This is a genomic window from Streptomyces fodineus, from assembly GCF_001735805.1.
Classification (GTDB): domain Bacteria; phylum Actinomycetota; class Actinomycetes; order Streptomycetales; family Streptomycetaceae; genus Streptomyces; species Streptomyces fodineus.
On the sequence record NZ_CP017248.1, the window covers coordinates 6,772,234 to 6,796,040 of the forward strand.

The window sequence follows — 23,807 nt, forward strand, 5'->3', positions numbered from 1 at the left end:
GCCACCCATGGATACGGAGGGGACGCAAGTGATGTTCAACTCGGGCGGGACGTGAGCCGGTTCACGGTGCCGGCAGCGAACGGGCGGGTGAAAACCAGATGGTGGTCCGTGCCGAGGGGCACGGACCACCGTGATGTCACGTGCCGAACGTGTGGATCGTCGTCGTCCGGTACGTCTGCCCCGGCCGCAGCACGGTCGACGGGAACGACGGCTCGTTCGGCGAGTCCGGGAAGTGCTGGGTCTCCAGGGCCAGGCCGTCGCCCTGCCGGTAGGTGTGGCCGGACTGGCCGACGAGGGTGCCGTCGAGGAAGTTTCCCGAGTAGAACTGCACGCCGGGCTGGTCGGTGAGGATCTTCAGGGTGCGGCCGGACCCCGGGTCGCGCAGCGTCACCACGTGCTCGGGGTTCGCGGTCACGCCCTTGTCGAGCACGAAGTTGTGGTCGTAGCCCTTGGCGGTGACCAGCTGCGGGTGGCCGGTGCGGATGTCCCGGCCGATCGGCTTGGGCTGGGTGAAGTCGAAGGGGGTGCCCTTGACCTTCGCCTTTTCGCCGGTGGGGATCAGGCCCGCGTCGGTGGGGGTGAACCGGCTCGCGGCGAGCCAGAGTTCGTGGTCGTAGATGCTGCCGCTGCCCTCGCCCGCGAGGTTGTAATACGTGTGGTTGGTGAGGTTGACGATCGTCGGCCTGTCGGTGGTCGCCCGGTAGTCGATCCGCCAGTCGCCGTGCCGGTTCAGGGTGAAGGTGACCCTCGTCCTCAGCGTGCCGGGGTAGCCCATCTCACCGTCGACGCTCGTGTAGTGCAGGTGAAGGCCGACGTCGGGGCCGTCGGTGAACGGCTCGATGTCCCACACCTTGGTGTTGAAGCCCTGCTTGCCGCCGTGCAGGCTGTTCACCCCGTCGTTGACGGACAGCTGGTACTTCCTGCCGTCCAGGGTGAACCGGCCCTTGGCGATGCGGTTTCCGTAGCGGCCGATGGTCGCGCCGAAGTAGGTCGTGCCCTTGACGTACGCGTCGAGATCGTCGTAGCCGAGGGAGACGTTGGCGTACCGGCCGTGCCGGTCGGGGATCTCCAGGGACTGGATGATGCCGCCGTAGGAGAGGACCTTCAGGCGGGTGCCGCCGTTCTCCAGCGACCAGCGGTGGACCTTGGTGCCGTCGGCGAGCGTGCCGAAGTACTCCTTCACCGGCTTCCTTCCCGAGGAGGCCTGGGCTGTGCCCGTGCCGAGAGCGGTGGCCGCGAGGCCCGCCGCCGCGGCGCCGGCGATGACCGTGCGTCTGTTCAGTTCCATGGGTACGGCTCCTTTTCCTGGACCCTCACGAACCGGACTTGCGCTTGTTCCACACGTCGAAGCCGACCGCCGCCAGCAGGGCCAGGCCCTTGATGACCTGCTGCCAGTCGGTACCGACGCTGAGGAGGTTCATGCCGTTGTTCAGCACGCCGAGGACGAGACCACCGATGATGGCACCGAGGACGGTGCCGACACCGCCGCTCATGGAGGCACCGCCGATGAACGAGGAGGCGATCGCCTCCAGTTCGAAGCCGTCGCCCGCCTTCGGCGAGGCCGCGTTCAGGCGGGCGGCGACCACCAGACCCGCCAGGGCCGCGAGCACGCCCATGTTCAGGAACACCTGGAAGGTGATGCGCTTGTCCTTCACGCCGGACAGCTTGGCCGCCGGCAGATTGCCGCCGATGGCGTAGATGTGCCGGCCGAAGACCGAGTTGCGCATGACGTAGCCGTAGCCGCCCACCAGGACACCGAGGATGATCAGGATGATCGGCGCGCCGTCGTAGCTGGCCAGCAGCATGGTGAGGGCGAGGACCGCGGCGACCAGCGCGACGAGCTTGAGCAGGAACAGCTTGAAGGGCACCACGTCGAGGGAGAACTCCCGCTGGCGGCGCCGGTCGCGCACCTCCTGCCAGACCACGGCGGCGATCAGGACGATGCCGAGGAGCAGGGTGAGGTTGTGGTAGTTGGTGTTCGGGCCGACCTCGGGCAGGAAGCCGTTGCCGATCTTCTGCAGGCCGTTCGGGAACGGGCCGAGGGTCTGGCCCTTGAGCAGGATCTCCGTCAGGCCGCGGAAGAGCAGCATCCCGGCGAGGGTGACGATGAACGACGGTATGCCGAAATACGCGATCAGGAAGCCCTGTACGGAGCCCGCCACCGCGCCCACCAGCAGGCACAGCACCAGGGCGACGGGCCACGCCACATGGTGCTGCACCGTGAGCACGGCCGCGAAGGCGCCCACGAACGCCGTGATCGAGCCGACCGACAGGTCGATGTGCCCGGCGATGATCACCAGCATCATGCCGATCGCGAGGATCAGGATGTAGCTGTTCTGCAGCACCAGGTTGGAGACGTTGCGCGGCAGCAGCAGGTCGCCGCCGGTCCAGAACTGGAAGAGGAGGACGATCAGACCGAGCGCGATCAGCATGCCGTACTGGCGCATGTTGCGGCGCAGGCCGCCGAGCACCAGCTGCAATATGCCGTCCCCGGCGCCCGATCCGTCCTTGCCCGGCGGCGCGGCGGCCGGGCTCTTGTCGGTGACGTCCGTGCTCATCGCGTTACCTCTTCGTCCTTCGCCTTGTCTTTCGTCATCTGGCGCATCAGCACTTCCTGCGTGGCCTCGGCCCGCGGCACCTCACCGGTCAGCCGCCCGGCGGCCATCGTGTAGATGCGGTCGCACATGCCGAGCAGCTCCGGCAGCTCGGAGGAGATGAAGACGACCGCCTTGCCCTGGGCGGCCAGTTGGTCGATGACCGTGTAGATCTCGTACTTGGCGCCCACGTCGATGCCGCGCGTGGGCTCGTCCAGGATCAGCACGTCCGGACCCGCGAAGATCCACTTGCTGAGGACGACCTTCTGCTGGTTGCCGCCGGACAGCTTGCCCACCGGCTCGAACACCGTCGGCGCCTTGATGTTCATGGATTCGCGGAAGCCCTCGGAGACCTGCCGCTCCGCCTGCTCGTCCACCACGCCCCGCTTGGCGACCTTCTTCAGCGCGGTCAGCGAGATGTTCCGGTTGATGGTGTCGATGAGGTTGAGGCCGTAGTGCTTGCGGTCCTCGGTGACGTACGCGATGCCGTGCTCCACCGCCTCCGCGACGGTCTTCGTACGGATCTCCGTGCCGTCCTTGAGGACCGTGCCGCCCGCGTACCGGCCGTAGGTGCGGCCGAAGACGCTCATCGCGAGTTCGGTGCGGCCGGCGCCCATCAGCCCGGCTATGCCGACGATCTCGCCCCGGCGGACGCTGAGCGAGACGTCGTCCACGACCTTGCGCTGCTGGTCGATGGGGTGACGGACGGTCCAGTTGCGGATCTCCAGTGCCGGGGCCGCGCCCTCCTCCTGCTGGTGCGGGGTGCGCTCGGGGAAGCGGTGGTCGAGGTCGCGGCCCACCATGGCGCTGATGATCCGGTCCTCGGTGGTCTCCGCCGCCTTCACGTCGAGCGTCTCGATGGACCGCCCGTCGCGGATGATCGTCACCGAGTCGGCGACCCGGCGGATCTCGCCCAGTTTGTGGGAGATGATGATCGAGGTGATGCCCTGGTTCTTCAGCTCCAGGATCAGGTCGAGGAGTTTGCCGCTGTCCTCGTCGTTCAGGGCCGCCGTCGGCTCGTCGAGGATGAGCAGCTTCACCTCCTTCGACAGGGCCTTGGCGATCTCCACGAGCTGCTGCTTGCCCACGCCGATGTCGGCGACGCGGGTCTCCGGGTGCTCGTCGAGACCGACCCGGCGCAGCAGTTCGGTGGCGTGGCGCAGGGTCTCGCGCCAGTTGATGAGCCCGCGCGTGGCGTGCTCGTTGCCGAGGAAGATGTTCTCCGCGATGGAGAGGTACGGCACCAGCGCCAGCTCCTGGTGGATGATGACGATGCCGTGCTGTTCGCTCGCCCGGATGTCCTTGAACCGGCAGAGCTCCCCCTCGAAGAGGATCTCGCCCTCGTAGGTGCCGTGCGGATGGACGCCGGAGAGCACCTTCATCAGAGTGGACTTGCCGGCGCCGTTCTCCCCGCAGATGGCGTGGACCTCGCCCTGCCGGACGGTCAGGGTGACGTCCGACAGCGCTTTGACACCGGGAAAGGTCTTGACGATCGAGCGCATTTCCAGGACGGGTCCCGCCATGGTCGTGCCTTCCAATCCGTAGGGGCGGGCGCTTACTTGAGCTCGGACTCGGTGTAGTAACCGCCGTCCACGAGCACCTGCTTGTAGTTGCTCTTGTCGACGCTGACCGGCTGGAGCAGGTAGGCGGGCACGACCTTGCTGCCGTTGTCGTACGTCTTGGTGTCGTTGACCTGCGGCTTCTTGCCCTTCAGGGCGTCGTCCACCATGGTCGAGGCCACCTTGGCGAGCTGCCGGGTGTCCTTGTAGACGGTCTGCGTCTGCTGCCCGGCGATGATCGACTTCACCGAGGCCAGTTCGGCGTCCTGGCCGGTGATCACCGGCAGCGGGTTGCTGCCCGCGCCGTAGCCGTCCGATTTCAGCGCGGACAGGATGCCGATGGAGATGCCGTCGTACGGCGAGAGCACCCCGTCGACCCGGCCGCTCTTGTAGGAGGAGGTGAGGATGTCCTCCATGCGCTTCTGCGCCGTGGTGCCGTCCCAGCGCAGGGTGGTGACCTGGTTGAGCTTGGTCTGCCCGGACTTGACCACCAGCTGCTTCTTGTCGATGTACGGCTGCAGCACGCTCATCGCGCCGTTGAAGAAGTACTTGGTGTTGTTGTCGTCGTTCGAGCCGGCGAACAGCTCGATGTTGAACGGGCCCTTCTTGCCGGCGTCCAGGCCGAGCTTGTGCACGATGTAGGTGCCCTGGAGGACGCCGACCTTCTCGTTGTCGAAGGAGGCGTAGTAGTCGACGTTCGGGGTGCCGAGGATCAACCGGTCGTAGGCGATCACCGGGATGTTCGCCTGGTGCGCCTCCTGGAGCACGTTGTTCAGCGACTTGTTGTCGATCGCCGCGACGATCAGGCCCTTCACGCCCTGCGTGATGAGGTTCTCGATCTGCGAGACCTGGGTGCTCGGGTCGTCCTCGCCGTAGACCAGCTTGGTCTTGTAGCCCATGGACTGGAGGTTCTTCACGACGTTGTTGCCGTCGTTGATCCACCGCTCGGAGGACTTGGTCGGCATCGCGATGCCGATGGTGGCGCCCTTGACGTCTCCCGTCTTCTCCTTGCTGCCACCCGAGCCGCTCTGGCCGCAGGCGGTCAGGGTGAGGGCGAGCGAGGCGGCTCCGGATATCGCGGCGAGTGCGGCTCTGCGGTTGCGCATGGTGATCCGTCCTTGTTCTTCTCGGCGTTGAGATGTTCTTGCGGGGTCGGTGACGCGCCCCGTAAGGGGCGCGGGGCTGTATCGATGTGCGGCTACCGCCGCGTGGGCGCGCCCAGCCACATGCGGCCTGCGGTTGCAGACGGCCCGCAGTTGCCCTCGCTCATCCCGCGGAGCGCTCGGCGGGGAACCGGTTCAAAGACCCCGGCAGCCGCGAGCCGAGCGGCGCCATGTCGCCGTCCGCGCCGTGCCGGGCGAGCAGGTCCAGGGCGAGCCGGCCGCGCCGCACCCGCTCCCGGGCGGTGTCCAGGGTCAGGTCCCGCAGATGGGTGCCCCACGGGTAGATGCCGGGCGCCTTGGACAGGCCGAACTTCAGATACAGCGGGGCGCCGCGCCGGATCAGCTCGGCGACCTCGTACATCCGCACATAGCCGCCCAGGTCGTCGGGGGCCTCGATGTACATGTCCATCGGGGCCGCGGACACCCGGCGGATCTCGGTGAGGTGATCCAGCGTCAGATCGCTGGGCACGTTGACGGAGTCGGCGCCGAGCCGCTCGAAGACGGCGTACGAGGCCGGGTTGACGGGGCCGATGAGCGCCGAGACCTTCAGCGTGGTGCCGGCCGGGATGATGCCGGTCTCCCGCGCCCGGTGCAGCGTCCACAGCACGCCCTCGTCGGCGACCAGCAGGCACTTGACGCCCAACTCGGTTGCCCTTACGGCGTCTTCGACGCATCCGGCGACGGCGTCGTGGCCCCGTGCGCGCAGTCCGGCCCCCCGCGAGTCGGAGCGCACCGAGCCACCGATGTCCCAGGTGCCGCGCGGGCCGGTGAACAGGCAGAGTTCGATGTCGCGTGCGGCGGTCGCCTCGACCATCTCGGTGATCTCGGCGTCGGTGAGCATCCACACACCGCTGCCCTGGCTGATCCGGTGGATCGGCACATCGAGGCGCGAGGCCTCCTTCAGGACGACCGCCAGCGCTTCGGGACCCTCGCACGAGGGGATCTCGGTGCGCCAGCGGCCACCGCCCGGGAAGCTGTGGGGGGAGGCGTCGGCCGGGTCGGGGGCGGGTGCGCCGAGGCCGAGGGCGGCGAGCACTTGCTCGCCTGGCCTGCGGGCTGCCGGAGCGGAAGCGTCGGTCGTCACAAGCTGTCCTTCGTGTTCGGTATATCGGACGAGGTTCGCGGCTCGGAGCGGAAGTCGGCCCGGGTGGCACGGCGAAAGAAGCGGCCGTGGTGGTACGCCGGTCAGGGCGCCGTCAGGTCACGCCCCGACCGGCGTACGTCTTCAGGGGCGGAGCAGCACCTTGCCCACCTTCGGATCGCCGGCCCCGACCAACTCGATGGCCTGAGCGAACTCGGTCAGCGGCAGCTCGTGCGTGATGAGCGGCAGCGGGTCGAGCAGCCCGGCGCCGAACACCCGCACGGTGTGCGCCCAGGCGTCCGGCGGCGCCCCGAAGACGGTGTGCACCTCCAGCTGCCGTACGACGAGATCGGTCGGGTCGAGCCCGTCCGCGCCCGGCGCCGGGATGCCGGTCAGGACCAGCCGTCCGCCGCGCCGGAGCAGCGAGGCGGCGGTGCGCGCGGCGGACGCGGACCCTGCGGTCTCGATGACGACGTCGAAGTCGTCCGGGAGCTCCTGGTCCTTCAGCCGGAAGTCGCTCGCCCCGAACTGCCCAGAAAGCGCCTCCCGGTCGTTCCTGGTCCCCACGACGAGCAGCTCCGCCGGCGAGAGGGCCTTCAGGAACTGCACGGCGAACATCCCGAGCGTGCCCGTGCCGACCACCGCGACCCGCTCGCCCGGCTGGGCACCGCCCTTGAGCGCCGCCGCCGCGATACAGGCGGCCGGCTCCAGCAGGGCGGCGGCGGTGAGGCCGGCGTCGTCCGGCAGGACGTGCAGCAGCCGGGCCGGCAGGGTGAGCGTCGCGGCCATGGCGCCGGGCTGGGTGAACCCGGTCTCCTCGTAGCCGTCGGTGCACAGCGTGGTCTCACCGGCGTGACAGCGGTCGCAGACCTGGCAGTTGCGGAAGCCCTCGCCGACGACCTTGCGCCCGACGAGCCCCTTGGGCACCCCGCCGCCCACCGCGCGGACCGTCCCCGACCACTCGTGGCCGGGCGTCAGCGGGTAGCGGACATAGCCCTCGGGCCGGTTGCCCTGGTACACCTCGCGGTCGCTGCCGCAGATGCCGACCGCGTGCACGGCCACCAGCGCCTCGCCGGGGCCGGGCACGCGGGGCGTGTGCTCCTCGACCCGGTGCCGGCCCGGAGCCTCGACGACGACCTGGGAACTCACTTCGTCCCCTTCGGCTTGCGCTGCTCCCAGCCCTCGGCCCACAGGTCGAACCGGGCCTGCTGCTGCGGGAACTCGGCGGCGGCGTCGGTGTCCAGCTCGACCCCGAGGCCGGGCGCGTCGGACAGCTGGAAGTACCCGTCCACGACCTGCGGCGCCCCCTTGACCACCTTCTTGATCTCCGCGTCGGCGAAATCGTTGAAGTGCTCAAGGATCTTGAAGTTCGGCGAGGTGAAGCCGACCTGGAGGGAGGCGGCGGTGAGCACGGAACCTCCCACGTTGTGCGGGGCGAGAAGCATGTAGTGCGTCTCGGCGGTGGCGGCGAGCTTCCGCGTCTCCCAGATGCCCCCGATGTGACCGACGTCGGGCTGGACGATGTCCACGGCCTGGCTGTCGAACAGCTCGCGGAACTCGATCCGGTCGTGGATCCGCTCACCGGTGGCGACCGGGATGTCCACCTTGGCCGCGACCTTCTCCAGCGCCTTCAGGTTCTCCGGCGGGACCGGCTCCTCCAGCCAGGCGGGCTTGAAGGGCGCGAGCTCGCGTGCGAGCCGGACGGCGGTCGAGGGCGAGAACCGGCCGTGCATCTCCAGCATCAGCTCGGCGTCCGGGCCGATCGCGTCCCGTACGGCCTCGATGAGCGAGACGGCGTACAGGGTCTGCTGGTGGTCCAGCTCGAAGTGCCCGGTGCCGAACGGGTCGATCTTCAGCGCCTTGTATCCGCGCGCGACGACCTCCTGGGCGGCCTTGTGATACGCCTCGGGCGTTCGCTCGGTCGTGTACCACCCGTTGGCGTACGCCTTCACCTTTTCGGTGACCTTGCCGCCGAGCAGTTGCCACACCGGCACGCCGAGTGCCTTGCCCTTGATGTCCCAGCAGGCCATCTCGACGACCGCGATGCCGGACATGACGATCTCACCCGCCCGGCCGTAGTCGCCGTACTTCATCCGGCGGACGAGATCCTCGACCGCGAACGGGTCCGAGCCGAGAATGTGGTTGGCCTCGGCCTCCCGCAAGTACCCGATCAGCGCGTCGGTGTGACCGAGCATCCGGGTCTCGCCGACTCCCGTGATCCCCTCGTCGGTGTGCACCTGGACATAGGTCAGGTTGCGCCACGGCGTGCCGACCACATGGGTGCTGATTCCGGTGATGCGCACGGCAGTCGCCCCTCAGTTGTTCGAGATTTCGTCACACGTTCGAAATGCTGGCGTGACAGTAAGGACGGGGCGGTGGGGGTGTCAATGGGTCGAACAGGTAACGGTTTCGGCAAGCCTTTCGAGAATTCTTTCGTGTTCCACGAAACCTTCACATCGGTGCCTAGGAACCTGACCGGCGGGGAATCTAGTCTTCCGGCGTCATGGACTACTGCGACCCGTGCCAACGGCACCTGAACGGCGCCCTGGCCTGCCCCGGGTGCGGCACACCCGCGCGCTCCGCCGCGGAAGCGACGGCCGCGTACGCGCGCGTGGGCACGGGCACGGGTGAGACACCGGGCTACGGCGCCGCTTACGGCACCCCGTCCGAGGGGTACGCCGAGTACGGCGTGTACGTCCCTTCCCAGGGGCACGGCGCCCCCCAGGAGTGGTACCCGCAACCCGAGGCCGAGCCCGCGAGTGACCCCGAGCCCGAGCCCGAGCCCGGCCCCGAGCCCGCTCTCGAAGAAGAGGACCCGGAGCCCGGTGGCCGGGCGGCCCGGCGCAGGGCGCGTGGCGGCGCCCCGGTGGGCCCCGGCGACGCCGACGCCAGCCGACGCGACCGCAAGGCCGCCGCACACCGGCGCCGGCGCCGTCGTACCGTGCTGATCGCCGCGGGTTTCGTCCTGGCCGCGAGCGGCCTCAGCCTCGCCGAACTGGGCACGGACGCGCCCTTCTCGCCCTTCTCCGGTGGACAGAAGGGCGCGGCGGGGCAGAGCGCGGCCGACGGCGGCACGTCCTCCGCGTCCCCCGGCGCCACCGCCGACCCGGCCGCCTCCGGCACGGCCCGGGGTGCGTCCGCCTCCCCGGACGCCTCGGCCTCCGCGTCCGCCTCCAAGTCCCCGAAGGCCTCGAAGTCGCCCGCCAAGGAGACCGGCAAGGCGCGGCCGACCGCCGCGACGGGCTCCGGCACCACCCAGGCGCCGGTCACCCCCGTCACGTCCCGCCCGTCCGGCCCCCCGTCCAGCGCCCCGCCGACATCCCACCCCTCCCCGACACCCGCACCCACCAGGACCTGCACCCGCTTCCTGTGGTGGTGCACCTGACCCCTGCCGCGCAGCTGCGCGCCACCGCGGCGGTATTCGCGATGCGGGGCGGTGTTGGTGTGCCGGCGGGCTGGTGCGGCTGACCCCTGCCGCGCAGCTGCGCGCCACCGCGGCGGTATTCGCGATGCGGGGCGGTGTTGGTGTGCCGGCGGGCTGGTGCGGCTGACCCCTGCCGCGCAGCTGCGCGCCACCGCGGCGGTATTCGCGATGCGGGGCGGTGTTGCCGTGCCGGCGGGCTCGTGCACCTGAGCCCTGCCGTGCAGCTGTGCGCCCCGCCCGCGCCATCCGCCATCCGGGGCAGCGATGACACCCACGGGCGCCTGGGGCGGTTGAGTCGAACAGGTACATCGCGCCGTACCGGTCTCGGGAACGTCCGAACAGGGAACGGGCGTTGTGCCGAGGGGCAGCAGCGGCTCAGTTGAGGGAGAGCGGATGACGCAGCAGATCACCGTCCACGGCACGGTCGCCGAGGGATTCGAGGCGGTGCGCGAGGAGTTCGCCGCCTTCGTCGCCGCCGAACGGGACGACTACGAGGGCCAGTTGTGCGCGTATGTGCACGGGCGGCAGGTCGTCGACCTGTGGGCGGGCGCGGAGGCGGACTCGCTGTACGGCGTGTTCTCGTCCACCAAGGGCGCCGCCCACCTGGTGGTCGCGCTCCTGGTGCAGGACGGCACGCTGGAGCTGGACCGCAAAGTGACGTACTACTGGCCCGAGTTCGGTGCCGAGGGCAAGGGCGCGGTGACCCTGCGGGACCTGCTGGCGCACCGCGCGGGCCTCGTCGGGGTCGATGCCGGGTTCTCCGCCGAGGAGACGGCCGACGACCGCGCGATGGCCGAACGGCTCGCCGACCAGAAGCCGTTCTGGCGTCCGGGCACCGCCTTCGGCTACCACGCGCTGGTGATCGGCGCGCTCACCGGCGAGGTGGTCCGCCGGGCCACGGGCCACACACTGCAGGAGGTGTACGAGGAGCGGGTGCGCGCGCCGTACGGCACGGACTTCTTCCTGGGGCTGCCCGAGTCCGAGGAGCCCCGCTTCCGCTCGGTGCGGCCCATGCTCCCGACCCCCGAGCAGCAGGCGCTGTTGGCCGCCCAGCCGACCGGCCCGCACACCCTGACCTCGATCGCCTTCAACACCCATGTCCCCGAGCCGGGCACGCCGGCGGACTACGCCAACTCCCGCCTCGTACGCGCCAAGGGACCGGCGTCCGCAGGCGGCGTGGCCTCCGCGCGGGGCCTCGCCAAGATGTACGCGGCCGCGATCAGCGAAGTGGACGACCGGCCACCCCTGCTGAAGCCGGACACGATCACCGAGGTCGGCCAGATCCACTCCGCCGGCTACGACCTGGTGGCCCGCGCCCACAAGTCGTACGGCCTCGGCTTCCAGGCCACCGCCGACATGTGGCACCCCACCCTGGGCGCCGGCACCTTCGGCCACAGCGGCGTGGGCGGCAGCCAGGCCTTCGCGGACCCGCGCAGCGGGCTGGCGTACGGCTACACGCGGCGCCGGATGGCGTTTCCGGGTGGAGCGGCACCGGAGAACGACACGTTGGTGAGAGCGGTGCACAAGGCAGCACTGGCAAGCTGAGGGGCGCCCCGAAGGGGCGGAAAAGAGACCGCACCCCACGTCCAAGGGTGCGGCCTCCGCTGTCTCAAACGACGACCGTCAGGCCAGCGTCACGGTGATGTCGCCCCGAGTCGCCTTCGAGTACGGGCACACCTGGTGAGCCTTCTCCACCAGCTCCCGCGCCACCTCGGCGGACACGTGGGGAATGCTGGCCGAGATCTCCACGACGATCCCGAACCCGTCGTCGTTCTTGCCGATACCGACCTTCGCGGTGACGGTCGACCCGGAGACGTCGGCCCCCTCCTGCCGGGCGACGACTCCCAGCGCCCCCTGGAAGCAGGCGGAGTACCCCGCGGCGAACAGCTGTTCCGGATTGGTGCCGGCGCCGTTGCCGCCCATCTCCTTGGGCGGGTTGACGACGACATCGAGTCGGCCGTCATCCGTGGCGACCCGGCCGTCCCGGCCGTTCTCGGCGGTGGCGACGGCGGTGTACAGGACGTCGGACTGCGTGATGGGCATGCGGTTGTCTTCCTCCTCGGTCCGCCGCGACTCGCGCCCACGATCGACGACGGATTTCGGAAAGAAGTTACCGCATGCCGAAAACGCAGCAGAAGCCCTGGCCGGTCAGAGCTTGACGATCATCTTGCCGATGTTGTCGCCGCGCAGGACCCCGAGGAACGCCTCCAGGGTGTTCTCGATGCCCTCGGCGACCGTCTCGCGGTACTTCAGCTCGCCCGAGGCGACCCACGGCCCGACCTTCTGGACGAACTCCGGCTGCAGGTCGTAGTGGTCGCCGACCAGGAAGCCCTCGATCCGGCCCCGGGTCTGGATCAGCCGGGCGAGGTTGCGCGGGCCGGGCGCGGGCTCGGTGTTGTTGTAGACCGAGATCATGCCGCAGACGGCGATACGGCCGCCCTCGCGGAGTGAGCCGATGGCGGCCTCCAGGTGGTCGCCGCCGACGTTGTCGAAGTAGACGTCGATACCGTCCGGCGCGGCCTGCTGCAGCTGCTCGCTCACCGGGCCGTTCTTGTAGTTGAACGCGGCGTCGAAGCCGTACTCCTCGACCAGCAGCTTGACCTTCTCGTCGGAGCCGGCCGAGCCGATCACCCGCGAGGCGCCCAGCAGCTTGGCGAGCTGGCCGACCTCGCTGCCCACGGCGCCCGCGGCACCGGAGACGAACACGATGTCGCCCTCCTTGAAGGAGGCGGTGCGCAGCAGGCCGGCGTAGGCGGTCAGGCCGGTCATGCCGAGGACGCCCAGGTAGGCCGACAGGGGGACGTCCTGCTCCTCGACCTTCACGGCCGGTACGGCGGTCGGGCCGACCTTGACGGCGTTCTGGGCGTCCACGACCGCGTACTCACGCCAGCCGAAGAAGTGCAGGACGTGGTCGCCGACGGAGATGCCCTCGGCGTGGGACTCGACGACCTCGCCGACCGCGCCGCCCTGCATGACCTTGCCCAGCTCGAAGGGGGCGGCGTACGACTTGGCCGCCGACATCCTTCCCCTCATGTACGGATCGACGGAGAGGTACTTGTTCCGCACCAGCACCTGGCCCTCGCCCGGGGTCCGCACCGGCGTCTCGACGAGGGCGAAGTCCTCGGGCTTGGGCCAGCCGACGGGACGGCTGAGCAGATGCCACTCGCGGTTGATCATGACGGCGCCTTTCCTTGCTTCGGAACGCTTCGGAGCCTGATTACTTCAGAACCTGAAACAACCATGCGCTTGAATATTTCAGGCTGTCAAGTAAAGGGGTATCATGGGGTGCATGGCCACACCACCGAAGACCCACCGCCCCGACGCCCTGACGATGGAGGTCGTCGAACTCATCGGAGACGTCGTGGCCCGCTTCTACGCGGACTACGAGGAAGCGGCGGGCGAGCACGCACTGACCGGACCGCAGGCCCGGCTGCTCAGCCTGCTCTCGGTGGAACCCCTGCCGATGCGGAAGCTGGCGCAGAAGCTGAAGTGCGAGCCGTCGAACGTCACGGGCATAGTGGACCGTCTGGAGTCCCGGGGGCTGGTCGAACGCCGCCCCGACCCGGACGACCGCCGGGTGAAGGTGGCCGCCGCCACCGAGGACGGCGTGCGCGTCGCCCGTGACCTGCGCGAAGGCCTGCACTTCGCCCGCGAACCCCTCGCCGGTCTCTCCGCGGACGAGCGCCGCTCCCTGCGCGACCTGCTGCGCCGCATGCTGGCCGGCTGAGACTCGGTAGACCGCCATGCGCGATCTCGGGGCGGGATTCGGCCATCTGCTGAAGGGCCAGCGCTGGATGGCCCGGCACGGCCGGAGTTACGGCTTCCGGCTGCTGCCCGGGCTGATCGCCCTGGTCCTCTACGCGGCGGCGCTGGTCGCGCTCGCCGTGTGGGGCGAGGACGCGGTCACCTGGGCGACCCCGTTCGCGGACCACTGGGCCAGTCCGTGGCAGGGCCTGTTCCGCGGCTTCGTGACGGCCGTCCTGTTCGCCCTCGGCCTGCTGCTGGCCATGCTGACGTTCACGGCGGCCACCCTGCTGATCGGCCAGCCCTTCTACGAGAACCTCTCCGAGCAGGTCGACGCCGACGTCTCGCCCGACGGCACCGCCCCACGCTCCGGGCTGCCGCTCTGGCGCGAGCTGTGGATCTCGGGCCGGGACAGCCTGCGCGTGCTGGTCCGCGCCGCGCTGTGGGGCGTCCTGCTCTTCGCCCTCGGCTTCCTTCCCTTCGTCGGCCAGACCGTCGTCCCGGTGCTCGGCTTCCTCGTCACCGGTTTCTTCCTCACCGAGGAACTCACCGCCGTCGCCCTCCAGCGCCGGGGTGTCGAACTCCGCGCCCGGCTCGCCCTCCTCCGCTCCCGCAAAACCCTGGTCTGGGGCTTCGGCACGCCCCTCGCCCTGGCCTTCCTGATCCCGTTCGTCGCGGTCTTCCTGATGCCGGGCGCGGTCGCGGGCGCGACCCTGCTCGCACGCGAGCTGCTGGGAGAGGAGAGCACGGACGACTCCGCGGCCGACATCGCCCGTACCGCACCGGAGTAGCACCGCCTACCCGGTGGGCCGGTCCGGACCGTACGCGGCTGCGGGTGAGCCGGTGGCTGATCGCGCAGTTCCCCGCGCCCCTGAGGAACTGCGGCCGCCGCACCCGCAAGGGCGCCGAGCCGCACCGCCGGCGTGCGGGATCGCACCCGCGTGGCTGCGGTGGCCGGCCGCACCCGCGTAGCTGCGGCCAGCCGTGCCGACGGGCGGCGCCCACCCGGCAGCGGCACTCGTTCGACCAGCGGCACCTTGCCGGCGCCGTTAAGCGAGACTCCCCCCGCCCGGCAGCCGCACCGGTTCAGCCCGGGATCCGTGCCGCCGCCTCCCGGAGCGCCGCCACGAAGGCCCGTGCCGCCGGTGTCAGCGAGTGGCCCCGAGCCGTCGCCGCGTACACCGCGCGCGGCGGGGCGTCCCCGGCGTCCACCGGCAGCAGTACGACATCCGGCCGCATGGACGCCGCGGCCAGCGCCGGGACCAGCGTCACGCCCAGCCCCGCGGCGACGTACCCCTGCTTGGCCGTCCACTCCGCGACGACGTGTGCGACACGCGGCCGGAACCCCTGCCGCACGGCCGCGTCGAGAAGGGTGCCCTCCGGCCGGGGGCTGCCGGCGATCCAGTCGGCGTCGGCGAGCCGGGCCAGCCGTACCGGCCCGTCGGCCGTGGCGAGCGGATGGCCGGCGGGGACGGCGACGTAGAGGGTCTCGTCGAGCAGGTGGTGCAGCGTGTACGCCTCCAGCGGGGCACGGCCCGTCGTGGAGACCACCGCGAGATCGAGATGGCCGGCCGTCAGCCGGTCCAGCAGGCCGGGGGAGAGGCCCTCCTCGCGCGCGACCCGGACGCGCGGATGGCGGGCGTGGAACGCGGCCAGCGCCTGCGGGACGAGCGCCGCGTCGGCGGTGGCGAACGCCCCGAACCGCAGCCGCCCGCCCGCCGCCGCGCGCAGCTCGGCCAGCTCGCGCGCGGCGCCGCCCAGCGACTCGGACACCGCCTCGGCATACGGCACCAGGGCCCGGCCGGCCTCGGTGAGCCGTACGCCCCGCGCCAGCCGGTCGAAGAGCGGACCGCCGCCGAGAGCGGACTCCAGCGAGGAGATCTGCCGGGACACCGCGGACTGGGTCCAGCCCAGCGTCCGCGCGGCCACGGTGAACGAGCCGGACCGGGCCACCTCGAGGAACACCCGCAGCCACACGGTGGACAGGTCGGGGAACTCCGGTTCGCCATGCGAAGTCAGCATGGCAGCGATGCTAGACATTCGCTTGTCGCATCGCACGCCCCGGACCTAGCGTCGACGGCATGGACAAGACGAAGAAGGTCGCCTTTCTGGGACTGGGCCACATGGGCGCCCCGATGGCCCGCCGGCTGCTCGCGGCCGGTCACCCGCTCACCGTCTGGAACCGCACCCCGGCCCGCGCCGAGCCGCTCGCCGCCGAGGGGGCCGCGCTCGCCGCGTCACCCGCCGCAGCCGTCCGGGACGCCGACGTCGTGATCACCATGCTCGCCGGCCCGGACGCGCTCACCGCCGTCGCCGACGCCATCGCACCGCGGCTGCGGCCGGGCGTGACCTGGGTCGAGATGTCCACCGTCGGGCCGGACGCCGTACGGGCACTGGCCGGGCGGCTGGGGGACGGCGTCACCCTCGTCGACGCGCCGGTCATGGGCAGTACGGACCGGGCCGCCGAGGGCACGCTCGGCATCCTCGCGGGCGGGGAGACGGCCGCCGTCGAGCCCGTCCTCGCGCACCTCGGCACGGTCACCCGCACCGGTGCCCTCGGCTCGGGCGCGGCCCTCAAACTCGTCGTCAACACGGCGGTGATCGGCGGCGTCGGCCTCGTCGCCGAGGCGCTGCGGCTGGCCGCCGCGCTGGGCCTCGACGGGGACACGGCCCGCGCGGCCCTGGGCGCGGGCCCCCTCGGCGGCGCGGTCGAGCGTGCCTTCGCCGAAGGGGCGCTGTTCTCGGCCGACCTGGCCGTGAAGGACCTGCGGATCGCCACGGCCACCACCGAACTGCCGGCCACCGCGGCGGTGTCGGAGGCCTTCCGGCAGGCCGCCCAGGACGATCCCGCCCTGGCCCGCGCCGACATCGCGCGCACCGCCACCCACCTCATCCGTACCGCCTGAAGGACCCCCCGTGCAGATCACCCTGGACAGTCCCGCCTCCGCACCACAGCCCCTCAGCCCCTACTACTCCCAGGTCGCCCGCGTCGAACACGCCGACGGCAGCGCCCTGTTGTTCCTCTCGGGCCAGATCGCCGAGGGGGCGACCCTGGCCGAGCAGACCCGGGGCGTCTTCGAGACGATCGCCGCCCTGCTGAACTCCCACGGCGCGAGCCTCGCGGACGTCATCAACATCCGCACCTACCTGACCGACATCACCAAGCTCGACGAATACGGCACCGTCCGCCGCCAGTTCCTCAACGGAACACCCCCGACGAGCATGACCTTCGAGGTACCACGCCTGTTCCGCCCGGAGGCGCGGGTGGAGGTGGAGGTCGTGGCGGCCGTACAACCCTCGTGAAAGGGAGCCGCCCTCAGTCCACCGGCTCGCCCAGCAACCGCAGAAAGTCGCGGAACGCCCCGGGCATGTCCACCGAGTCCGGATCCAGTAGCCACTGATACTGCAACCCGTCCATCACGGCGACGAGGAGAGGGGCGGTGCGTTCCGGGGTGAGGCCGTTCGGCAGTTGCTCCCCGTACTCCGTGCGCAGCACCGTCGCCATGGACTCCCGGACACGGGTGTACCGCTCGGTGAAGTACCCCCGCGCCGGGTGCCCCTGCGTCACGCTCTCCCCGAGCAGCGCCGAGAAGGTCTGGATGATCGCCGGCCGCATCGCGTTGTACTCCACCAGCGAGGCCAGCAGATCCACCCGCCATCGTGTGTCCGGCACCGCGTCCCACCGGTCCCGCTCCTGGAGTACGGCCACCAGCAGGGCTTCCTTGGTGGGGAAGTAGTGCAGCAGGCCCTGCTGGGTGAGGCCGACGCGCTCGGCGACCGCGGCCAGGCTCGCCCCCCGGTAACCGCGCTCGGCGATCACCTCGAGCGCCGCCCCGACGATCTCCGCGCGCCGCTCCTCGCTCCTGACCCTCGCGTTCATGTCGTCAACCTACGGCATCCGCATCCCTGGAATATAACGTCAAGATAACGAAACCTACCGCTCTACAGGTAGCCGATGCACGATGGGAGGCACCTGCACGGACGTCAACGAGGAGGCACCGCGATGGCGGGATCCCAGCCCACCCCGGCCGACACGGCCCGCGAGACGGTCGTCGAGTCCGCCCTCGGCAGGCTCGGCCTCGACGCCAAGGCGCGGCTGCTGGCCGGCCAGGACATGTGGACCCTGCCCGCCCTGCCGGAGATCGGCCTTCGCTCCCTGGTCATGTCCGACGGCCCGATCGGCGTCCGCGGCGTGCGATGGACCGCCGACGACCCCTCCGTCGCCCTGCCCTCCCCGACCGCTCTCGCCGCCACCTGGGACCCCGAACTGGCCCGCAGGGCAGGCGTGTTGCTCGCTCAGGAAGCCCGGCGCAAGGGCGTCCACGTGCTCCTCGCACCGACGGTCAACCTGCACCGTTCGCCGCTCGGCGGCCGGCACTTCGAGTGCTACAGCGAGGACCCGTACCTGACCGGTGTCATCGGCGCCGGTTATGTGTCCGGCGTCCAGTCCGGCGGCGTCGGCACCACCGTCAAGCACTTCGTCGCCAACGACGCCGAGACCGACCGCTTCACCGTGAACAACCTGGTCGGCGAACGCGCCCTGCGCGAGCTGTACCTGGCCCCCTTCGAGGCCATCGTCGAGAACGCCCACCCGTGGGGCATCATGACCGCCTACAACACGGTCAACGGCACGACCATGACCGAGCACCACCACCTGGTCAACGAAGTCCTGCGCGGCGAGTGGGGCTTCGACGGGTTCAACGTCTCCGACTGGATGGCCGCCCGGGACACGGTCGGCGCCATCGACGGCGGCCTGGACGTGGCCATGCCCGGGCCGCGCACCGTCTACGGCCCGGCACTCGCGCAGGCCGTGCGGGACGGCGAGGTCGCCGAGGCCACCGTCGACGCCGCCGTACGGCGCGTCCTGCGGCTCGCCGCCCGCGTCGGGATCCTCGACGGCGCCGAACCCGTCGTGGCCGACCCGCCCGCGCCCGTCGACGGCGAGGCCCTCGCCCGCGAGATCGCCCGCCGCTCCTTCGTCCTCGTCCGCAACGAGAACGCCGCCCTGCCGCTGAAGCCCAACGGCACCGTGGCCCTGATCGGCGCCGCCGCCCGCGACGCCCGCGTCCTCGGTGGCGGCTCCGCCACCGTCTTCCCGGCCCGGATCGTCTCCCCGCTCGACGGCCTCACCGCCGCCCTCCCCGAGGGCGCCCTCGGCTACGCCGTCGGCGCCGACCCGGCCACCGAACTCGCCGTCGCCGACCAGGGGTTCAGCCTCCGGGCCGCCTGCCGCGACGCCGACGGGAACGTGATCGGCACCCGCTCGGCCCCGGGCGGGCTGATCCAGTGGATGGGTTCGGACCTGCCCGACGGTGTCACCCACGACAGCCTGCACACCGTCGAGCTGACCGGCACCTTCACCCCGCGCGCGACCGGCCCGCACACCTTCGGCATCAAGGGCACGGGCGCCTTCACCCTGACCATCGACGGGACGACGTACTTCGACGACGTCCAGCGCCCCGACAAGGACGACCCCTTCGAGGCCTTCTTCGGCGCCCCCGTCCCCCGCGCCCAGGCGGAACTCACCGCGGGTGAACCGGTCGACGTCTCCCTCACCTACGTCGTCCAGCTCCCCGACGACATCCCGATGAAGGTCGTCACCTTCGCGCTCGCCCACCGCGAGCCGCAGCGCGACCCCGACGAGCTGATCGCCGAGGCCGTCCGGGTGGCGCGGAACGCCGACACGGCCGTGGTCATGGTCGCCACCACCGACCGCGTGGAGTCCGAGGGCTTCGACCGTAGAGACCTCACGCTCCCCGGCCGCCAGGACGACCTGGTCCGCGCGGTCGCCGCCGCCAACCCGAACACGGTCGTGGTCGTCAACTCCGGCTCCCCGGTGGAACTGCCCTGGCGCGAGGAGGTCGCCGCCGTCCTGCTCGGCTGGTTCCCCGGCCAGGAGGGTGGCGCCGCCCTCGCCGACGTCCTCACCGGCGCCCACGAGCCCGGCGGCCGGCTGCCCACCACCTGGGGCTCCCTCGCCGACGCCCCGGTCACCCGGGTCGTGCCCGCCGACGGCGAACTTCCCTACACCGAGGGAGTGTTCATCGGCTACCGCGCCTGGGAGAAGGCCGGCCGCACCCCGGCATACCCCTTCGGACACGGCCTCGGCTACACCGACTGGACGTACGAGTCCCTGGACGTCGACGGCACCACCGCCCGCATCCGCATCCGGAACACAGGCACCCGGCCCGGCCGGGAGGTCGTCCAGGTCTACGTCTCCCCGGCCACGCCCGACCCCGAGCGCCCGGCCCGGCAGCTGGCCGGCTTCGCCTCCGCCGAGGCCGCCGCGGGCGAGAGCGTCGAGGTGACCGTCACCCTCCCGCGCCGCACCTTCGAGGTCTGGGACGAGAAGGCGAACGCGTGGGCGTTTGTGAAGGGTTCGTACGAGATCGCCGCCGGACGCTCGATCGTGGACCGCAGGCTCGCCGCGCCGATTAACGTCTGATCCGGGACAAGTCCCCCACGAGCAGCCCCGGTCCGGGACCTGACCCCTGGACCGGGGCTCGTCGCCTGCGGCGCGTATGGCAGACTCCCGGCCCGCGCACACCGGAAGACACCGGGGCACGGCACGGGGGAGAGAGATCGTGTATCCAGGCCAGCAGCCAGGGCCGTACGGCCAGCAGCAGCTGGCGGGTCCGTACGGCCAGCAGCAGCCGACGGGTCCGTACGGGCAGCCGCCGCAGTACCAACAGCCGTATCCGCAGCAGCCTTACGCGCCGCAGCAACCGTATCCGCCACAGGGATACCCGCAGCAGCCGTACCCGCCGCAACAGCCCTACCCGCCCCAGCAGCCCTACCCGCCCCAGCAGGCCGCGCATGCGCCCGCCCAGCACCTCGACGAGGGCCGGATGCGGCTGGATCCGAACCTCACCCCGGCCCAGCGTGACCTCGCGCTGAAGATTCAGGCGAAGTCCAAGCCCATGGCGTACGGCATGGTGCTCGGCATCCCGCTCACCTTCGGCGGTGTCCACTACGGGCTCACGCAGAAGCCCCTCGGATTTCTCGTGGCGCTCGCCGGACTGGCCCTGCTGGCCTTCGGCGTCTTCTCGCTGATGCAGATGCGGGCCCTCAAGCGGCAGCTGCGGCTGATCACGGCGGACGCCTGGCGCTCCCCGGCCGCGCATCTGCCGGGCGCCCGCAAGGCCGCGACGCAGGCCGCCTACCTCAACGGCCTGCTGGTCCTGCTCTCCCTCGCCGCGACCGGCTACCTGCTCTACAAGGGCGCCGGCTGGGGCGCGTACGGCAACTCCCTCGGCTTCGGCGCGCTTTCGCTGGGCGCGGCCTTGCCGTTCGGGATGGCGCTGGCCGCCGCGACCACCATCCCCCAGCTGCTTCAGGTGATTCCGGCCGGCGCGAAGGTGGGGCGGAGCCTGTACTCGATCATCTTTGTGCTGGCCACGACGGTCACCGGTGAGGGCATCAAGGGCGGCTCGGCGGGACCGATCGTGGCCGGGGGCGCCACCCTGCTGATCTGCGGTGGCGCGATGTCCCTGCTGGGCAACGCGACGAAGCGGATGCGGGGCGAGACCTCTTAACGGACCCCGAACCCGTACACCGTCTCCGACCTGAAGACCTCGCCCGGTCGCAGCACCGTGCCCGGGAACTCCGGCCGGTTCGGCGAGTCCGGGAAGTGCTGGGTCTCCAAGGCGACGCCGTCGCCCGGAGCGAACGGTTCCGTCAGATGCTCGGCGGTGTACAGCTGGAGGCCCGGCTCCGTCGTGGCCAGGGTCAGGGTGCGGCCGGAGGCCGGGTCGTGGAGTTCGGCGACCTCCGCCGGGGTGGCCGTCACGCCCTTGTCCAGGACGAAGTTGTGGTCGTAGCCCGAGCCGATCTTGCGCGACGTGCGGAAGTCGAAACGGGAGCCGGTCACGTCCTGCAGGGCACCCGTCGGGATCAGGTCCGCGTCGACCGGAGTGAAGCGGGAGGCGGCGAGGCGCAGTTCGTGGCCGCCCGCATGGCCCGTGCCGGCCAGGTTGAAGTAGCTGTGGTTGGTGAGGTTGATCACGGTCGGCGAGTCCGTGACCGCCTCGTAGGCGATCCGCAGGGCGCCGGAGGCGTCCAGCGTGTACGTCGCCGACACCTCGAGGCGGCCCGGGAAGCCCTCCTCCCCGTGCGGGCTCACCCGGCGCAGCCGCACCCCGTGCCGCCCGGCGGGCTCCGCGGCCCACACCCGCTTGTCGAAGCCGCGCACGCCGCCGTGCAGGGAGTTCGGGCCGCTGTTCGGCTCCAGGGCGTAGACCCCGCCGTCCAGCGGGAACCGGGCGTGGGCGATCCGGTTGGCGTACCGGCCGACCAGGGCGCCGAAGTACGGCTCCGGGTGCGCGAGATAGCCGTCCAGTCCGGGGAAGCCCAGCACCACGTCCGCCGTCCGGCCCTCCCGGTCCGGCACCTGAACCGACCGCACGATCCCGCCGTACGTCAGGACCTCCACGCGTGTCCCGGCGCGGTCCAGCGTCCAGCGGTGGACCGCGGTGCCGTCGGAAAGTGTGCCGAAAAGTTCGCTCATGTGGAGAATTTTAGGCGATCGGTGCCCTACGCGACCGGACCGGCCGCGGTGATCGTCCGGTACGCGATCGCCGCGAGCCGGGCCTGGCCGTCCTTGCTGGGGTGGAACCAGTCCCAGTGGCTGAGCTGGTCGGTGCCGAAGCGGTAGTCGTAGACCGCGCCTCCGTCGAAGCGGCATCGGCTGTCCTTGGCGCAGACCTCCTTCAGCACCCTGTTGTACTCCACCACCCGCTGCTGCACCTTCTCCCGGCGCAGCGTCGCCGCGCCCGTCAGATCGTCCGCGTCGGACAGCATCGACGGGCAGATGCCGAGTTTCCACACCTCCTTGCCCAGCGGATTGGTCCGCCCCTGCGACCACAGCCGCTTCAGGTTCGGCACGCTCGCCACGTACACCTGCGTCCTCGGCGACGCCGCACGCAGCGTGTGCAGCGCCTCCTCGAAGTCCGCGCGGAAGTCGCTCACCGAGGTCATCGCCCGCGCCGAGGACCGGCAGGCGTCGTTCGCGCCCACCATCACCGTCACCAACTGCGGGCCGCGCCCCGCCGCCTGGGACATCTGGTCCGGCAGGTCCGCCATACGGGCGCCGGTCACCGCGTAGTTCCAGCTGCGCTCCGCCGCGCCCGCCACCCCGAGCAGCCGCACCGCGAGGCTGTCGACCTTGGCGTCACTGCCCGTCGCCCAGGACACCTCGGGGCAGTCCGACAGGACCGTGCAGGCGTCGAAGCCGCGGGTGATGGAGTCGCCGACCGCGGCGATCGAGTCCGGGCGGGGGTTCCACAGCGGCGCGGGTCTGGCGGCGCGCGCCTTGGTGCCCCCGGGCGAGCTCCCGCCCCCGGCATCGCATCCGGCGACGCCGAGCACGGCGGCCGTCACGACGGCGAGGCCGGCTCGCGCACGGCTGCTCGGCTTCCGCATCCCTGCTGGTCCCCTCGTCGTCGAACCCGGTGCCACCGGGTCTTCGTTTCTGCTTCCCCCCATAACAACGTGCGAGGGTTCCCGAGCGGGCGCCTTGGAACGGAGCACCCCCGTACAAGCGTCCCCCTGGGTGAATGGCGGGGGTTTCCTGACACGGGGACCGACGGTACGTCACACTCCTTGCACCGCCGCAGGGTAGCCTCGCCATCAGCGCGGCCGTCGTGCCACTGCCGCCAGCCAGTCCGCAAGATGTCCCGCTCTGCCCGGAGGTTCCGGTGACGACACGTGGAGTTCTGTACGTGCACTCCGCGCCGCGCGCGCTGTGCCCGCACGTCGAGTGGGCCGTCGCCGGGGTGCTCGGTACGCGCGTCAACCTCGACTGGATCCGGCAGCCCGCGGCCCCCGGCACCTGGCGCTCGGAGTTCTCCTGGCAGGGCGAGGCCGGTACGGCGTCCAAGCTGGCCTCCGCGCTGCGCGGCTGGCACCTGCTCCGTTTCGAGGTCACCGCCGAGCCCTGCCCGACCGCCGAGGGCGAGCGCTACAGCTGCACCCCCGACCTCGGCATCTTCCACGCCGTCACCGGCATCCACGGCGACATCCTCATCCCCGAGGACCGCCTGCGCGCGGCGCTGACGCGCTCTCAGCGGGGAGAGACGGACCTGGAGGCCGAGATCGCCAAGCTCCTGGGCAAGCCGTGGGACGACGAACTGGAGCCGTTCCGCTATGCGGGAGAGGGAGCGCCGGTGCGCTGGCTGCACCAGGTGGTGTGAGTTTCCGTATCCGGGCACGAGTGAGGGCCCCTGCCGTCCGGCAGGGGCCCTC

General features: G+C 71.1%; 22 protein-coding genes. 9 read left to right on the forward strand and 13 right to left on the reverse strand.

Going from position 1 to position 23,807, the window contains the following annotated elements:
* Window positions 1–136 precede the first annotated feature (136 nt).
* From BFF78_RS28990 to BFF78_RS29020, 7 genes are all read right to left on the reverse strand, one after another.
* Complete coding sequence (locus BFF78_RS28990; protein WP_069781095.1) at window positions 137–1,288, reverse strand: aldose epimerase family protein; 1,152 nt, start codon at window positions 1,286–1,288, stop codon at window positions 137–139.
* Between the two features lie 25 nt (window positions 1,289–1,313).
* Window positions 1,314–2,558: a multiple monosaccharide ABC transporter permease gene (gene mmsB, locus BFF78_RS28995; RefSeq protein ID WP_069781096.1), complete on the reverse strand. Its 1,245-nt coding sequence runs from the start codon at window positions 2,556–2,558 to the stop codon at window positions 1,314–1,316.
* On the reverse strand, window positions 2,555–4,117 hold the full coding sequence (mmsA, locus tag BFF78_RS29000) for a multiple monosaccharide ABC transporter ATP-binding protein (protein WP_069781097.1): 1,563 nt from the start codon (window positions 4,115–4,117) through the stop codon (window positions 2,555–2,557). The genes mmsB and mmsA overlap by 4 nt, the downstream gene beginning before the upstream one ends.
* A gap of 32 nt (window positions 4,118–4,149) precedes the next feature.
* The gene (gene chvE, locus BFF78_RS29005; protein WP_069781098.1) at window positions 4,150–5,259 is read right to left on the reverse strand and encodes a multiple monosaccharide ABC transporter substrate-binding protein; all 1,110 of its coding nucleotides are present in this window, start codon (window positions 5,257–5,259) and stop codon (window positions 4,150–4,152) included.
* A gap of 160 nt (window positions 5,260–5,419) precedes the next feature.
* Complete coding sequence (locus BFF78_RS29010) at window positions 5,420–6,400, reverse strand: hypothetical protein (protein WP_069781099.1); 981 nt, start codon at window positions 6,398–6,400, stop codon at window positions 5,420–5,422.
* Between the two features lie 141 nt (window positions 6,401–6,541).
* On the reverse strand, window positions 6,542–7,546 hold the full coding sequence (locus tag BFF78_RS29015) for a zinc-dependent alcohol dehydrogenase (protein WP_069781100.1): 1,005 nt from the start codon (window positions 7,544–7,546) through the stop codon (window positions 6,542–6,544).
* Window positions 7,543–8,700 (reverse strand): mandelate racemase/muconate lactonizing enzyme family protein, encoded by a 1,158-nt coding sequence (locus BFF78_RS29020; RefSeq protein ID WP_069781101.1) that lies wholly within the window; start codon window positions 8,698–8,700, stop codon window positions 7,543–7,545. Before BFF78_RS29020 ends, BFF78_RS29015 begins: the two co-directional genes overlap by 4 nt.
* A 200-nt stretch (window positions 8,701–8,900) precedes the next feature.
* Here BFF78_RS29020 and BFF78_RS29025 point away from each other — a divergent pair, with 200 nt between their 5' ends.
* Window positions 8,901–9,782 carry an SCO2400 family protein gene (locus tag BFF78_RS29025; protein WP_079161525.1) on the forward strand — a complete coding sequence of 294 codons (882 nt, stop codon included), beginning with the start codon at window positions 8,901–8,903 and terminating at the stop codon, window positions 9,780–9,782.
* Window positions 9,783–10,214: 432 nt separating this feature from the next.
* A complete protein-coding gene (locus tag BFF78_RS29030; protein WP_069781102.1) occupies window positions 10,215–11,366 on the forward strand; it encodes a serine hydrolase domain-containing protein in 1,152 nt (383 codons plus the stop codon).
* A gap of 78 nt (window positions 11,367–11,444) precedes the next feature.
* On the opposite strand, the gene BFF78_RS29035 is transcribed toward BFF78_RS29030, so the two are convergent.
* Together BFF78_RS29035 and BFF78_RS29040 are read right to left on the reverse strand one after the other, a co-directional pair.
* Window positions 11,445–11,864 carry an organic hydroperoxide resistance protein gene (locus tag BFF78_RS29035; RefSeq protein WP_069781103.1) on the reverse strand — a complete coding sequence of 140 codons (420 nt, stop codon included), beginning with the start codon at window positions 11,862–11,864 and terminating at the stop codon, window positions 11,445–11,447.
* Between the two features lie 105 nt (window positions 11,865–11,969).
* A complete protein-coding gene (locus BFF78_RS29040) occupies window positions 11,970–12,998 on the reverse strand; it encodes an NADP-dependent oxidoreductase (protein ID WP_069781104.1) in 1,029 nt (342 codons plus the stop codon).
* 112 nt (window positions 12,999–13,110) lie between these two features.
* On the opposite strand from BFF78_RS29040, the gene BFF78_RS29045 reads away from it, so the two are divergent.
* Together BFF78_RS29045 and BFF78_RS29050 are read left to right on the forward strand one after the other, a co-directional pair.
* The gene (locus BFF78_RS29045) at window positions 13,111–13,548 is read left to right on the forward strand and encodes a MarR family winged helix-turn-helix transcriptional regulator (protein ID WP_069781105.1); all 438 of its coding nucleotides are present in this window, start codon (window positions 13,111–13,113) and stop codon (window positions 13,546–13,548) included.
* A 16-nt stretch (window positions 13,549–13,564) separates the two neighbouring features.
* Window positions 13,565–14,356 (forward strand): EI24 domain-containing protein, encoded by a 792-nt coding sequence (locus BFF78_RS29050; RefSeq protein WP_069781106.1) that lies wholly within the window; start codon window positions 13,565–13,567, stop codon window positions 14,354–14,356.
* Window positions 14,357–14,651: 295 nt separating this feature from the next.
* Here BFF78_RS29050 and BFF78_RS29055 read toward each other — a convergent pair whose 3' ends face one another.
* The gene (locus BFF78_RS29055) at window positions 14,652–15,587 is read right to left on the reverse strand and encodes a LysR family transcriptional regulator (protein WP_227025962.1); all 936 of its coding nucleotides are present in this window, start codon (window positions 15,585–15,587) and stop codon (window positions 14,652–14,654) included.
* 59 nt (window positions 15,588–15,646) lie between these two features.
* Between BFF78_RS29055 and BFF78_RS29060 the strand changes: the two genes are divergently transcribed.
* Both BFF78_RS29060 and BFF78_RS29065 read left to right on the forward strand, forming a co-directional pair.
* Window positions 15,647–16,471, forward strand: coding sequence for an NAD(P)-dependent oxidoreductase (locus BFF78_RS29060; RefSeq protein ID WP_069781107.1), 825 nt, complete (start codon window positions 15,647–15,649; stop codon window positions 16,469–16,471).
* Window positions 16,472–16,481: 10 nt separating this feature from the next.
* Window positions 16,482–16,868 (forward strand): RidA family protein, encoded by a 387-nt coding sequence (locus tag BFF78_RS29065; protein WP_069781108.1) that lies wholly within the window; start codon window positions 16,482–16,484, stop codon window positions 16,866–16,868.
* Window positions 16,869–16,881: 13 nt separating this feature from the next.
* Here the strand turns inward: BFF78_RS29065 and BFF78_RS29070 are convergent, their stop codons facing one another.
* Window positions 16,882–17,445 (reverse strand): TetR/AcrR family transcriptional regulator, encoded by a 564-nt coding sequence (locus tag BFF78_RS29070; protein ID WP_099054952.1) that lies wholly within the window; start codon window positions 17,443–17,445, stop codon window positions 16,882–16,884.
* A 123-nt stretch (window positions 17,446–17,568) separates the two neighbouring features.
* Between BFF78_RS29070 and BFF78_RS29075 the strand changes: the two genes are divergently transcribed.
* Both BFF78_RS29075 and BFF78_RS47445 read left to right on the forward strand, forming a co-directional pair.
* Window positions 17,569–20,010 (forward strand): glycoside hydrolase family 3 protein, encoded by a 2,442-nt coding sequence (locus BFF78_RS29075; RefSeq protein ID WP_069781109.1) that lies wholly within the window; start codon window positions 17,569–17,571, stop codon window positions 20,008–20,010.
* A gap of 139 nt (window positions 20,011–20,149) precedes the next feature.
* Window positions 20,150–21,100 (forward strand): hypothetical protein, encoded by a 951-nt coding sequence (locus tag BFF78_RS47445; RefSeq protein ID WP_193433555.1) that lies wholly within the window; start codon window positions 20,150–20,152, stop codon window positions 21,098–21,100.
* Here the strand turns inward: BFF78_RS47445 and BFF78_RS29085 are convergent.
* Together BFF78_RS29085 and BFF78_RS29090 are read right to left on the reverse strand one after the other, a co-directional pair.
* Window positions 21,097–22,071, reverse strand: a complete 975-nt coding sequence (locus BFF78_RS29085) for an aldose epimerase family protein (protein ID WP_069781111.1) — start codon at window positions 22,069–22,071, stop codon at window positions 21,097–21,099. The two genes, BFF78_RS47445 and BFF78_RS29085, sit on opposite strands and share 4 nt — an antisense overlap.
* Before the next feature lie 26 nt (window positions 22,072–22,097).
* The gene (locus BFF78_RS29090; RefSeq protein WP_069781112.1) at window positions 22,098–22,985 is read right to left on the reverse strand and encodes an SGNH/GDSL hydrolase family protein; all 888 of its coding nucleotides are present in this window, start codon (window positions 22,983–22,985) and stop codon (window positions 22,098–22,100) included.
* Window positions 22,986–23,260: 275 nt separating this feature from the next.
* On the opposite strand from BFF78_RS29090, the gene BFF78_RS29095 reads away from it, so the two are divergent.
* A complete protein-coding gene (locus BFF78_RS29095; RefSeq protein ID WP_030341287.1) occupies window positions 23,261–23,755 on the forward strand; it encodes a DUF3145 domain-containing protein in 495 nt (164 codons plus the stop codon).
* Window positions 23,756–23,807: the final 52 nt, after the last annotated feature.

Bases quoted from the DNA above. Each gene is read 5' to 3' on its own strand.
- BFF78_RS28990 (WP_069781095.1), bottom strand. From the start codon at position 1,288: ATGGAACTGAACAGACGCACGGTCATCGCCGGCGCCGCGGCGGCGGGC.
- mmsB (WP_069781096.1), bottom strand. From the start codon at position 2,558: ATGAGCACGGACGTCACCGACAAGAGCCCGGCCGCCGCGCCGCCGGGC.
- mmsA (WP_069781097.1), bottom strand. From the start codon at position 4,117: ATGGCGGGACCCGTCCTGGAAATGCGCTCGATCGTCAAGACCTTTCCC.
- chvE (WP_069781098.1), bottom strand. From the start codon at position 5,259: ATGCGCAACCGCAGAGCCGCACTCGCCGCGATATCCGGAGCCGCCTCG.
- BFF78_RS29025 (WP_079161525.1), top strand. From the start codon at position 8,901: ATGGACTACTGCGACCCGTGCCAACGGCACCTGAACGGCGCCCTGGCC.
- BFF78_RS29030 (WP_069781102.1), top strand. From the start codon at position 10,215: ATGACGCAGCAGATCACCGTCCACGGCACGGTCGCCGAGGGATTCGAG.
- BFF78_RS29035 (WP_069781103.1), bottom strand. From the start codon at position 11,864: ATGCCCATCACGCAGTCCGACGTCCTGTACACCGCCGTCGCCACCGCC.
- BFF78_RS29040 (WP_069781104.1), bottom strand. From the start codon at position 12,998: ATGATCAACCGCGAGTGGCATCTGCTCAGCCGTCCCGTCGGCTGGCCC.
- BFF78_RS29045 (WP_069781105.1), top strand. From the start codon at position 13,111: ATGGCCACACCACCGAAGACCCACCGCCCCGACGCCCTGACGATGGAG.
- BFF78_RS29050 (WP_069781106.1), top strand. From the start codon at position 13,565: ATGCGCGATCTCGGGGCGGGATTCGGCCATCTGCTGAAGGGCCAGCGC.
- BFF78_RS29055 (WP_227025962.1), bottom strand. From the start codon at position 15,587: ATGCTGACTTCGCATGGCGAACCGGAGTTCCCCGACCTGTCCACCGTG.
- BFF78_RS29060 (WP_069781107.1), top strand. From the start codon at position 15,647: ATGGACAAGACGAAGAAGGTCGCCTTTCTGGGACTGGGCCACATGGGC.
- BFF78_RS29070 (WP_099054952.1), bottom strand. From the start codon at position 17,445: ATGAACGCGAGGGTCAGGAGCGAGGAGCGGCGCGCGGAGATCGTCGGG.
- BFF78_RS29075 (WP_069781109.1), top strand. From the start codon at position 17,569: ATGGCGGGATCCCAGCCCACCCCGGCCGACACGGCCCGCGAGACGGTC.
- BFF78_RS29085 (WP_069781111.1), bottom strand. From the start codon at position 22,071: ATGAGCGAACTTTTCGGCACACTTTCCGACGGCACCGCGGTCCACCGC.
- BFF78_RS29090 (WP_069781112.1), bottom strand. From the start codon at position 22,985: ATGCGGAAGCCGAGCAGCCGTGCGCGAGCCGGCCTCGCCGTCGTGACG.